Annotated in this window: 6 protein-coding genes; all 6 read right to left on the reverse strand. The window is 50.5% G+C overall.

The annotated features are described in order from the left end of the window. Positions 1-93: 93 nt before the first annotated feature. On the reverse strand, positions 94-1,833 hold the full coding sequence (locus ACYVF1_RS14575; protein WP_461079930.1) for a RagB/SusD family nutrient uptake outer membrane protein: 1,740 nt from the start codon (positions 1,831-1,833) through the stop codon (positions 94-96). Between the two features lie 12 nt (positions 1,834-1,845). Continuing rightward, entirely contained in the window at positions 1,846-5,118 is a 3,273-nt protein-coding gene (locus ACYVF1_RS14580; RefSeq protein WP_461079932.1) for a SusC/RagA family TonB-linked outer membrane protein, read from the reverse strand. Positions 5,119-5,838: 720 nt separating this feature from the next. Next, positions 5,839-7,281: an efflux transporter outer membrane subunit gene (locus ACYVF1_RS14585; protein ID WP_461079934.1), complete on the reverse strand. Its 1,443-nt coding sequence runs from the start codon at positions 7,279-7,281 to the stop codon at positions 5,839-5,841. Next, positions 7,281-10,466 (reverse strand): efflux RND transporter permease subunit, encoded by a 3,186-nt coding sequence (locus tag ACYVF1_RS14590; RefSeq protein ID WP_461079936.1) that lies wholly within the window; start codon positions 10,464-10,466, stop codon positions 7,281-7,283. Before ACYVF1_RS14590 ends, ACYVF1_RS14585 begins: the two co-directional genes overlap by 1 nt. A 60-nt stretch (positions 10,467-10,526) precedes the next feature. Further along, entirely contained in the window at positions 10,527-11,702 is a 1,176-nt protein-coding gene (locus tag ACYVF1_RS14595) for an efflux RND transporter periplasmic adaptor subunit (RefSeq protein WP_461079938.1), read from the reverse strand. 410 nt (positions 11,703-12,112) lie between these two features. Further along, the gene (locus ACYVF1_RS14600; RefSeq protein WP_461079940.1) at positions 12,113-12,682 is read right to left on the reverse strand and encodes a dihydrofolate reductase family protein; all 570 of its coding nucleotides are present in this window, start codon (positions 12,680-12,682) and stop codon (positions 12,113-12,115) included. Positions 12,683-12,690 lie beyond the last annotated feature (8 nt).

The following is a 12,690-nucleotide window of genomic DNA, read 5'->3' on the forward strand; positions in this document are numbered from 1 at the left end:
GATCTGATTTAGTCATTCCTGATTTCTATAAACATTGGGTCGCTACGCGACGATTGGCTATCTCGATACGCTCACTAAGAAAACATCTACATATCAATACCCCGGATTCTGCTTCAACACGTTGTTACTCAGGTCAATCTGGCGCTGCGGGAGGGGAAAATATTCGTTCTTCCCGGCGGTAAATTTCGAGCCGACCATATAGGTACGTAGCGTACTTTCATACTGGATATATTTGTTGATCGTCGCTTCAGCCTCGCCCCAACGTACCAAATCGAAAAAGCGGTGACCCTCCATGCCTAACTCCAATTTTCGCTCGAAATGCACCGCTTTCCGGGCCGTCGCCTGGTCCCAGTTTTGCTCATACAACCCAACTTTGTAATTGGCCGCGGGCGTCGTAGTCCCATCTTTCACGACCCAACTGCTTGGCTTGGCAGCCCGAGCCCGTACTTCGTTGACGTAGGCGCGCGCTTTGGCTAAATCACCGGCTTCTACTTCGCATTCGGCCAGCCATAAAATGACATCGGAAAAACGTATCAGATTTGTGTTGATAGCCGTTACGGTACTTGCCCAGAACGAGCCATCTGTTAATGTTCCTTTTTGGGCTTTGTAATACACGTTCTTTTTCGTGTTATACGGCCCCCCATAAGCCTGATCGCGCTGCCAGCTAATGCCCTGATGGGGGCCATAATCGAGGTAAGGAATACCCCGGCGACCAACGGTCCAGTCTAAACGCGAATCCACAGTGCCGGCATAGGGCGTAAACGGATCGGTGATCGCAACGCCTTCATCGCTGGTGACCGGATTGGTATTATACGTATCAAGATCGGGTAAACCTGTCGCACCGACTTTGTAGGAATTGACTAAATCCTGCGAAGGTTGAAAGAAGCCGCAGCAATCGAACGGGCCACCGTAGGGAGCATTCAATACGTCACCATAGTTGGCATTGGCCGCTGCGGCTCCATCGTTGACCGAACTTTGCGTTGCGAATACGGACTCCTTTGAATTCTTCGTAGCCGCGTTGAAATTATCCTGATACTTATCCAGCAGGCCGTATTTCATGCCCAACGGATTTGTGCCTCGTTGGTAAACCTGATCCAGCACGGCTTTTGCTTCGGCGTATTTTTTCTGAAAGAGCAGACATTTCCCCAACATAGCCCCCGCCGACCACTTGTTCGCCCGTCCGACAGCGCCCTGTATTTCAGGTAAATTATCGTAAGCATATTGAAAATCAGCCTGTATTTTCGGCCAGATATTTTGATCATTTGCTATGTTCACTTTGACGTTCGGAACGGTGAAATCGGTCATCGTTTCGTCGATAAACGGAACCATGTTCCACATTTTCTTGGCTTCAAAATGATAATGACCGCGTAAAAACCGAGCCTCACCTTCGAGCCGCTTGCGGTCGTCGGCCGTAATATCGGTTGCTCCAGGAATTGTTTTCAGGACAATATTAGCTCGCGTTACGCCTTCATAAACAACCTTCCATTTGTCATTTAAAAAGCCGTTTGTGGGAATCGGAATATAGGCTTCTATCGCATTGACTTCCGGCTGATCGGTGCCGGTGCTGCCTTTGTGGGCGTCGCCACCCGCTATGCTCCCGTAAACCCAGTTGGATGCCGCACTTGACCAGGAACCGAGCGTTGTCGTGCCGACACTGTAGCCATCGAGCATGGAATAAGCGCCAATCAACAGCGATTCAAGTCCATTTTTGTTGGCCAGGGAGGTAGCGTCGAGTGTACCGTATGTGCTTTTATCCAGATAGGATTTCTCACAGCTAATTAGCCCACCGACGCCCAGGCAAATAAGGGTAAATGTGTATAAGAATTTGCGCATTTGAGTAGGTAATTAAAAGTTAAGACTAGCGCCGATAAGATATTGCTTGACAGCTGGATAGGCGTTTGCATCGATACCCGCAGCCCGATCGTCGGTACTGATAATTTCCGGCTCGAGACCCGTGTAGCGCGTGATGGTGAACAGGTTCGTAGCCTGTACGTACACTCGCAGCCGGTCAACCCCAATCCTATTTAACAAGGGCGTTGGAAGCGTGTAGCCGAGACTCAGGTTTTTCAGCCGCAGGTAAGACGCATCTTCTTTATAATAAGAATTCGGAATCGCGTTGGTACTGAAATTCCCAACTGTCTCTTGGATGGGCACTGTAGCGCCCAGGTTGTCGGGCCGCCAGGAATTATACAGCGCATCTTTACTTTTGTTGGTGATGCCCTGCGAATAAAAATCCGTGGTGAACTTGGCATAATTAATAGCATCTCTACCCTGAACACCATAGAAGAAACCCGTCAGATCGAACCCTTTGTAAGACAGATTCAGGTTTAAGCCATAGGTGAATTTTGGGTTCGGATTCCCGAAGAAAACCCGGTCATTGGCGTCGATTCTCCCATCGCCATTAGCGTCACGATATTTAAACCGACCAGGAGCCGCGCTTTGCTGCGTCGGCGATTTTGCTACGTCGTCCGCGCTTTGAAATAAGCCAATTACATCGTAGCCAAAGTAAGCGTTGATCGGGTGCCCAACTGCATTCCGGGTGAACGCACCGCCAATCCGGTTCTGTTCATTGAGCGGACTGTTATAATCAAAATACGAAATACCATCGGCAATTTTCGTGATTTCATTTTGATACGTAGTGAGCGTTAACGTAGCGTCGAGCTTTACGTCCCGAAGGTTTGCCCGCTGCGAAATCGCCAAATCAATACCCGTATTTTTCATACTCCCTACGTTGAAGAACGGCGGGTTTTGGGCGGCAATTCCGCCTGCGGTAGCCAGCTGTTCAACTGTGTACAGGAGGTTATTGGTTTTCTTCTGATACCAGTCGAACGAGATGTCTGTTTTGCCGCCGAACAACGTAGCGTCGAAGCCTATATTGGTCGATACGTTGGTTTCCCATTTTCCTGCGCTGTTGCCAATAAATGACAGGTAATAGCCCGATTGGGGAGTCGTGCTCGTTCCGCCAATGTCGTAGGAGGCAGCTCCCTTGCTGGTCGAAAACTGGGTGAACTGGTTGGCCGGATCGATACGTTGGTTCCCCATCAAACCGTAACTCCCGCGCAGTTTCAAATCCGTTAACCACGTTACGTTCTTCAGGAACGCTTCTTCGGAAATACGCCAGCCTAACGAACCTGCCGGAAAAACGGCGTACCGATTATCAACGCCGAAGCGGGAAGAACCATCGCGCCGGACAATCGCACTGGCGAGGTATTTGTTTTTAAATTCGTAATCGACCTTGCCAAATACGGAGAATAAAGAGACTGGCGTATTTGGGAAACCACTCACCAGTTGATTGGACGTACCCGAACTGAGCGTAATCGCATTAATATTGGTGTACAGGAAGTAATTACTTCGCGACCCTTCAATGCGGTCACCAGCCTCGTCGACCGCTTCGGTTCCTGCCAATACCTGAAGGTTGTGATCGCCAAATGTATTTTTGTATGTTATCTGATTAGTCCAGGTCCACGACCGGTTCTTGAAAAAGCCAACGGCCAGCGTCGGGTTCCGGTTGTTTTCGGCCCCCTCGTATTCAATCGTTGGGTAGTTTGTATAGTCGTTCGTACCGTAGTTGCCGCCGAAACTGGTACGTGCCGTAAAGTGCTTCAGAAAGTCAACTTCGAGGTACATGTTCCCAAAAATCCCGAACGTATTGGCTCGGTTGTTTTTGGTACGTTCCCGAACGGCAACCGGGTTATCGGCTGTTCCTAATCCGTTACCTTTCGTTCCGGCGAAATCACCGTCACGTATTGTGTAGACCGGCACAATGGGCAGAATGTAACGAGCCAGGGCTAATTCGCTGGCTTCGGTATTGTTCGCTGCCGTATTGCTCTGTGACGTATAAACCTGTAAATTTTCGCCAATTCGAATGTTCTTTTTCAGCGTAAATTCGGTGTTGATACGTGCCGAATAGCGCTTGTAAAAGTTGTTAATAACAATACCATCCTGGTTGAAATAGTTGAGACTAAATAAGTACCGACTCCTGTCGGGCGCGCCACCCGAAACCGTGAGATTGTGGTTGGTAATGGGCGCGTTACGGGTTACCGCTTTCCACCAGTTCGTGCCTTGTTTATTGGCTTTAACAATGAGATAAGGCGCATAATTGGAGTTGGCCAGATTAGCATAGCTCAAATCATACAGAGCCGGATTTGTAGCCGGATCACCTTCCTTTACGCCGGATGCCGTACCTGCTAACAGGTAATCGGGTAATACAGGCGTAGCACCTTTGCCATACTGGACACTCGTCTGCGGCTGGTTGGAATTTTTCAGAGCTAACCAGGTCAGGTCGGCGTATTCCTGCGGATTCAGCATATTGGTCCAGCCTTTTCCAGGATCCTGAATACCATACGATACGTCGTAAGCTACTTTCGCACTGCCCGTTTTCCCCTTTTTTGTCGTGACCACAATGACGCCATTGGACGCACGGGCGCCGTAAATAGACGCCGAAGCGGCATCTTTCAGCACTTGCATCGACTCAACGTCACTAGGGTTAATGCCTAACAGAGAGCCCGTTGGAACACCATCCACAATATAGAGTGGATCATTGCCGGTAAACGAAGCGAATCCACGAATCCGGACGGTTGATACACTTCCCGGCTGATTATTACTAATCACAGTCACGCCAGCAGCGCGCCCCTGAAGCTGATTTTCAGCGGTCGACGCGGGCAACGCCTGGAGGTCTTTTACTTTAACAATGGCAACTGAGCCCGTAATGTCTTTCTTCTGCTGCGACGAATAGCCCGTTACAACAACCTCTTCCAGCGCCTTGACATCATCGGAAAGCACTACGTTCAGGATCGATTGATTGTTGAGCGGAACTTCCTTTGTGGTGAAGCCAATAAATGAAAAGACCAGCGTTACGTTCCCGTCTGGTACGTTGAGTGAGTAATCTCCATTTGCATCTGTAACCGTACCGGTTACAGACCCTTTAATGACAACGCTAACGCCCGTCAGAGGATCACCTTTGGCATCCGATACTTTCCCTTTGACGCCAATATCTTTATTCTGAGGAAATTGGACTGCTGTCGCAATTGGCTTTACTGGAAAGGGATGGGCAGTTGCTACGTTCGTAAGCAGGCATATGAAGAGCGCAGGGTACGCACTTCGGTCAACAAGTCGCATTAGGAACCTGTAAATATTGCTATTCATAGTATACTTGATTTAGGAAAACGCTTACTATTTATTGAGTGATACGAATACTGCACTCACGTTTGGGCATTGAAATTCATTATAGAATACACGAAGAGAGATGTTAATTTCATTCTGTTTAGCAGAATCATTATTTCAATAATGCAAATAGACAGCGATATAAGCCAAGAAGCCACTTGTTTTGTATCATAAGGCGATACGATTTTAACAGGCTAGTCAATCAATAATTTTTAATCAATAGCAAGGTATCAGCACAATGGTTGGACCGTGTGAAATTGAGGCAACTGTGTGCCAATGAAAACATCTTGCTTGGTTAATTCAGCTTAGCTAAACAATAGGTATACCCTTTTATGCCCTTGATTCGGACACTTCGTCAATTTGGCCTTAGGCGGAGCTACTTTAACCGAGGGCAGACGGCGTAAACGATTTTTAACGGCGGCTGGCCAGTAAGTGTAGCGGGCGATACGTTAACTCCGGATGGGATTTTGGCAGAGGCTTTTTGTTGACTAAATCGGTTGTGCCAGCAGATAAAGTAATACGTTAGTTTGATAATTCTCTCCTAGATTTGATTCAAACACTTAACGCCTAATATTATGAAGTTTATTGGCCGACAGGCTAAATTTTCCATTTGCAACAGACGTAGTGCCAGCATCTGTTCACAACCTTTAGCGTCAGCAATGTGGCGACTTAGCTTTACTGCCAACCGCCCCCCACTGCCCGGTACACGCTGACCAGAGCGCTCAGTCGCTGCTGTTTGATCTCGGCTAGAGTGAGTTCAGCCTGCAAAGCGCTACTTTGGGCGGTAATAACTTCGAGGTAATTGGCCATACCACTAGTAAACAGCAGACGGGCGTTGGCGATGGCCCCTTTCAGCACGACGACCCGATTGGCAGCTATTTGCTCCTGTTCGCGCCGTTTCTCGACCATAATCAGTGCGTCTGATACCTCGCGTACTCCGTTGGTAATCGCTTGCTGGAATTGAATTTGGGCCTGTTCGCGCTGAATCTGAGCTACCTCACGCTGGGTTTTGAGCTGGTGACGGGCAAAAATAGGCTGGGTCAGGCCGCCCGCAATGCTATAAAAAAGTGATCCCGGAAACATAAACCAGGTAGCTGCCCGGAAGGCGTTAATACCACTGCTGCCCGTAATCATCAGCGACGGATACAAATTGGCTTCGGCCACACCGACACGCGCATTGGCGGCTACCAGCCCAAGTTCACTGGCCCGAACGTCAGGACGATTGGCTAATAACTGCGTTGGTACGCCCGCCAGCAACTTTTCGTCAATAGGCATCTGATCCAGTTGAGCTGAGCGAGGTATTTCGCCCGGCATATCGCCTAAGAGCTGACGAAGTCCGTTTTCCTCCATCGCGATGGTTTGTTGCAGTTGCGATTGGAGCAAAGCCGCCGATTGCCGTTGTGCCTGCGCCTGTTCAACGGCCAGTTCGGTAACCTCACCCGCATCTTTCTGTAGCCGAATCACCTGCACAATCGAGTCGCTTAGGGCTAGATTCCGCCGGGCGATACCCAACTGAGCGTCGAGCAGCAGCAGGCGGTAGTAACCATTCGCTACGTCGGCAATCAGGTTGGTTCGTACAGCTTTGACGGCTTCCTCGGTTTGAAGGTAAGTCGCCCGCGTGGCTTCGTTCTGCCGACGAATTTTCCCCCAGATGTCGGCTTCCCACGACACCACTACGTTAGCCGAGTAGTCTTCGAGGTGGCGAGTGCCAAGAAAAGTTTCCAGACTGACTCCATTCAGGCTGTTCCGGGAGGGCGTGAGGGTCGAAGCCGTCACTTGCCCGCTGACTGACGGAAGCAAGGCATAACGTGTCTGCCGAAGGTAAGTCCGGCTCTCGTCGATACGTTTAAGCGCAATCTGTACATCAAAATTGCCTGTTAACGCTTTGCTGATAAGTTGCTGTAGCTCCACGTTCGGAAAGAAATCGCGCCAGGGCAGTCGGGCCACCGTGGCGGAGTCGGCCGTTGGTGCCGACCGAAATTGGGTCGGCAACGTAACGGCAGGCCGCTGGTAATTCTGTCCCACCTTACAGCCTGACACCAGCAGCATCAGAAGCATGAATAGGACGTAGTAACGACCCGCATTAGGTCGGGATTTAAATGAGTTGTTACGTATCATTAGTTGTGGATTGTAGCGTGATTGGCGACCAATTCGCGGTCTTGCTCAAGTGAAGCAATCGATTTACGGCCGCTTATTTTTTCGTGTAGTTTCTGAAAGACGACGTAAAGGACCGGGATGATGAAAATGCCCAAAATGACACCCGTAAGCATGCCCCCAGCTGTGCCGATACTGATGGAGTGATTCCCTTTAGCCGAAGATCCCGTCGCGCTCATGAGCGGCACTAATCCAGCAATGAAGGCAAACGACGTCATCAAAATTGGCCTCAGTCGCAGACGAGCCGCTTCCAGTGCAGAACTGATTAAGGCCATGCCCGCCCGGCGTCGCTGCACGGCGTACTCGACAATCAGGATCGCGTTTTTGGCGAGCAGTCCAATGAGCATAATCAGCCCGACCTGCACGTAGATGTTGTTGTCGATATCGGCCAGCCCGATGGCCCAGAACACACCCAGCACACCCGTTGGCACCGACAGAATGACGGCAAAAGGCAGCAGGTAACTTTCGTACTGAGCCGCCAGCAGAAAATAAATGAATACCAAACTCAGCAGGAAAATTATACCCGACTGGTTTCCAGCCGCGATTTCCTCCCGCGTCATGCCCGTCCATTCGTAGGTATAGCCGGTGGGCAGATACTTCTGCGCGACTTCATCCACCGCCCGTATGGCGTCGCCCGAACTGTAGCCCGGCTTAGGCGTTCCGTTGATAATCACCGCATTGAACAGGTTGTTACGTGTAACCACCTCCGGCCCGTATACCCGTTTCAGCGAAGCCACTGTGGTAATGGGTACCATCTGGCCGCTCTGGTTCTTAACGTACATGCCGTTTAGCGATGCAGCGTCGGCGCGGTAAGCTTGGTCGGCCTGAGCGATAACGCGGTAGAATTTGCCGAACCGATTAAAGTCGGAAGCGAACGTACTGCCGTAATAAACCTGCATGGTTTGCAGAATAGCGCCCGTCGAAACGCCCAACTGACTCGCTTTTTTGGCATCGATCTCGAGCGAAAATTGCGGAGTGCCGGTATCGAACGTAGTGAAGGCCGCGCCAATCTCCGGACGTTTGCGCAGTTCTTCGATAAACCGCGTCGTGGTGGCGCTCAGTTTGTCTAACTGGCCACTGGTTCGGTCTTGCAACACCATCTCGAAGCCGTCGACATTCCCGAAACCCGGCACCGTTGGAAACGTAAATACCTCCGCCTGACCTTCGCTGATTTTTCCAATCTCGCTTGTGATCAAACCCATTACGTCCTCAAGCCGCTGAACTGCCCCCCGGTCCTTATAATCTTTCAGGTTGATAAACCCAACCGCATACGACGGACTGATCGAGTTGGTGATGATGTTGAAGCCGCTGATTCCGTAATGACTATGAACCGCTGGCATTTGGCGCATCATTTGGTCAATGCGGTTTGAGACAGCCTGCGTTCGCTGGAGGGAAGCGCCCGACGGAAGTTTTAGCGAATACACAATAAAGCCCTGATCTTCAGATGGAATAAAGCTCGTAGGCGTTGTACGTACCAGCCAGAACGTAACAGCAATGACCAGCGCCAGACCGCTCATGCTTACCCATCGGTGGCGGATCAGCAGGCGGGAAATGTTGACGTAGCGTTTGGTGGCAATATTGAAGCCCGCGTTAAAAGCCGTGAAAAATCGATTCGCAAGTCCACTTTTCTTCGCCGAATGACCGTCTGCTACGTGGTTGTTACGTAACAGCAACGCACATAGCGCCGGGCTCAGCGTCAGGGCGTTAACGGCGGATATAGCAATGGCGATGGCTAACGTAAAGGCGAATTGCTGGTAGAACACGCCCGCTGGACCAGTCATAAAGCCTACCGGTACAAACACGGCCGCCATGATGAGCGTAATCGACACAATAGCTCCCGAAATTTCCTGCATCGACCGGAGTGTAGCCGCCCGTGCCGACTGCTGGCCCCCTTCCATACGCGTATGCACAGCTTCGACCACTAGAATGGCGTCATCGACCACAATACCGATGGCCAGTACCAGCGCGAAAAGCGTCAGCAGGTTGATCGTGAACCCGAACAATTGCATGAAAAAGAACGTACCGACAATAGCAACCGGCACGGCAATGGCCGGAATAAGCGTCGACCGAAAATCCTGCAAAAACAGGAACACAACTAGAAAAACCAGCAGGAAGGCTTCAATCAGCGTGTGGGTCACCTGGTCGATGGATTCATCGAGGAATTTCTTGGTGCTGTATTCAACTGCGTAGTGAATGCCTGACGGAAACGATTTGGTGGCCTTATCCATAATGGCCTGAATGGCAATCTGAATGTCGTTGGCATTCGAGCCCGCTGTTTGAAAAATGGCGATACCCGTAGCGGATTTTCCATTGACGCGCGTATTTCCGCTGTACGTAAACGAGCCAAATTCCAGTCGTGCTACGTCCTTGAGCAGAATAGTCGAGCCATCGGTGTTGGCTTTCAGCACAATCTGATCAAACTCTTCGGGTTTGTTAAACTTGCCTTTGTATTTAATCGTGTACTCAAAAGCCTCCGCGCTGCTCTCGCCCAAACGACCAGGAGCCGCTTCCAAGTTCTGGTCGCGAATGGCCGCCAGTACTTCCTGGGGCGACAGTCCGTAGGCAACCAGCCGGTCGGGTTTGAGCCAGACACGCATGGCGTAATCTTTCACCCCAAACACCAGTGCCTGACCAACTCCGTTAATCCGCTGCAATTCGGGAATGATGTTGATTTTGGCGTAGTTCTGTAAAAACGTCTCGTCGTATACGTCTTTCGTACTGATCAGGTCCAAGAACATGATCATGCTGTTTTGCTGCTTCTGAGTGGCAATACCGGCCTGCACCACTTCGGTCGGAAGCAGACTCGTAGCTTTGGCAACCCGGTTCTGGACGTTTACAGCAGCCAGATCGGGGTTGGTGCCGAGTTTGAAGAAAACGTTGATGGCTACTGAGCCATCGTTACCCGCCGACGAAGTCATGTAGGTCATGTTCTCTACGCCGTTGATGGCTTCTTCGAGCGGGGTCGCTACCGAACGAGCCACCACTTCGGCGTTAGCGCCGGGGTATGAGGCCGTTACCTGTACGCTGGGCGGAGCAATGTCCGGGAACTGCGTAACAGGCATGGTTACCAGGGAAATGAGTCCCAGAATAACCAATAGAATGGAGATGACCGTGGAAAGAACCGGTCGTTCTATAAATACCTTAAACATGATGAATAGGGATCAATCAAACCACGTAGGTAGTTTGACACTTTCTCGTAAGAAATTGATTTACAGTGCAGCCGTCGCCTGGCTACTATCGTTGTCAACTGGTTTAGGCGCAATAACATCACCATCGTGTAGCCGGTCGATGCCGTCGCGGACGATACGTTCGCCGGGTCGGATTCCCGCTTCAACGAGGTAGAAGTTACCACTTTTGCCCAGGATTTTAAGCGGACGACTCTCCACTTTGTTGCTGTCGGCGAGAGCGAAAACAAACACCCGGTCCTGCCGTTCGAAGGTAGCTTCCTGCGGTACGACTACGGTTGTTGCGTGAGGTTGCGGAAGTCGGACGCGTCCTGTAATGCCCGAACGTAACAGCCCTTGCGCATTGGGAAACACTGCCCGGAACGTAATAGCGCCCATGGCTTTGTCGAACTGACCGGCTGCCAGTTCAATACGTCCCTTCTGACCATAAGGATTGCCATCGGCCAGCAGGAGTTCTACCGGTAAAAAACGCTTAATTTTATCTGTCAGACTACGCCCGGGCGACTGTTGGGTGAATTGCAGAAAGTCGGCCTCGCTCATGGAAAAGTAAGCGTACAGTTGGCGAACGTCAGAGATTGTTGTCAGCGCCTGGGGTTCGACTCTACCGACCAAACTACCCGGTTTATAGGGAAGTCGGCCTATGTAGCCGTTCACGGGGGCGGTAATCAGTGTACGACTTAGGTTGGTTTTAGCGGTACTCACCAGCGCCTGTGCCTGATCAATACTGGCCACAGTCGCTTCAAAAGCCGACTGAGCCGCCTTCAGTTGAACGTCGCCAACTACTTTATTCTGCACTAAAGGTGTTAGGCGACTTACTTCCAGCGCAGCTTTGTCGCGATTGGCTTTCGCCATCGCCAGACTGGCCTGAGCATTGCTGAGTTGCTCCCGGTAACTACGTTCGTCAATGCGGAACAGCGGCTGCCCTTTCCGGACTGATGCGCCCTCGTCGACATATATTTTTTCCAAATAGCCTTCCACCTGCGGGCGGATATCTACGTTAATGGTTCCTTCGAGCGTAGCCGGAAATTCCTGATACGTTGTCCTCGAAGCCGTTTTCACCGCTACGACGGGGATTGACGGAATCGCTGTTGCAGTGCTAGCCTGCTCCGCCGACGTTTGGCAGCCGAACAGGGCCAAGGTTAAGAGAACAGCCAGTGCTGTAATGGACAAAATGGGTTGATTTCGCTTGGATTGGTTCATTGTGTTTTGTTGGGATGGTTGTATGTAGAGGATTGCTTGTTGAGTCGGGTATTCCGAAAAGAAAGCGGGCATGATAGCGGCCAACGACGATTACGGGCCATTGGGTGCGCAAAACAGCAGACAATCGACGGGGCGGGCAACTTAAGATGACGTACAGCGGAGAATACCGGACGAATGCAATTGGTCATTAAAACGTAGGTACTTATACACAATGAGGCCGCCAACATCTTTAGGAGATATACGGCGACCTCATAATTGGATTGATAAGCGATTTATTACTAGTAATCCCTATCAGTATTGGAGAACCGAGCTGGCACTACGTCGGTATTCAACTAAAATTAGCGTGAATAAGCCCTTAGCGTCAGCAATACAACGTAAACAAATTAGCTAATCTAACGCCATTCAAACACTTAGCTATTTACTACGTAGTGAAGCGCGACAACTCCTGATTCTAGTACGTTCGATTCTACTAACTTGAGTGCTACGTTGTCAGTGATGTTTTTAAAAACCGGAATACCCTTTCCAATCAAAACCGGGTTCACGAACAGCCAATACTCATCAATCAGGTTGTGCTGCATCAGCGAATGAGCCGCTGAGGGGCTTCCGAATATAACAATAGTTTTACCCGGCTCCTGTTTTAGCGCCTGAATCGGTGTTGCTACGTCACCGCCGATAAACCGAACGTTGGGGTTTTCACTCTGCTTTTGCGTATTCGATAACACAACTTTCGGCACCTGGTTATACCAACGTGCGTGGATTTTGTCGTGCTCAGATGCGTCTGGCTGATCACCGGCTGAGGGCCAGTAGCTTTCCATCATATCGTACGTAACGCGCCCGTAGAGGGCGGTATCCGACTCAGCAGTGATTCGGCTGGCGTACTCAAATAGCGGTTCATCAGCATGAATCCAGTCCATCTCGCCGTTTGGCCCAGCTACGAAGCCATCGAGCGAGGTATGCAGAAATAACACTAATTTTCTCATGCGTTTGC

This window comes from Spirosoma flavus (genome assembly GCF_054778555.1).

Bases quoted from the DNA above. Each gene is read 5' to 3' on its own strand.
- ACYVF1_RS14595 (WP_461079938.1), bottom strand. From the start codon at position 11,702: ATGAACCAATCCAAGCGAAATCAACCCATTTTGTCCATTACAGCACTG.
- ACYVF1_RS14580 (WP_461079932.1), bottom strand. From the start codon at position 5,118: ATGCGACTTGTTGACCGAAGTGCGTACCCTGCGCTCTTCATATGCCTG.
- ACYVF1_RS14600 (WP_461079940.1), bottom strand. From the start codon at position 12,682: ATGAGAAAATTAGTGTTATTTCTGCATACCTCGCTCGATGGCTTCGTA.
- ACYVF1_RS14585 (WP_461079934.1), bottom strand. From the start codon at position 7,281: ATGATACGTAACAACTCATTTAAATCCCGACCTAATGCGGGTCGTTAC.
- ACYVF1_RS14575 (WP_461079930.1), bottom strand. From the start codon at position 1,833: ATGCGCAAATTCTTATACACATTTACCCTTATTTGCCTGGGCGTCGGT.
- ACYVF1_RS14590 (WP_461079936.1), bottom strand. From the start codon at position 10,466: ATGTTTAAGGTATTTATAGAACGACCGGTTCTTTCCACGGTCATCTCC.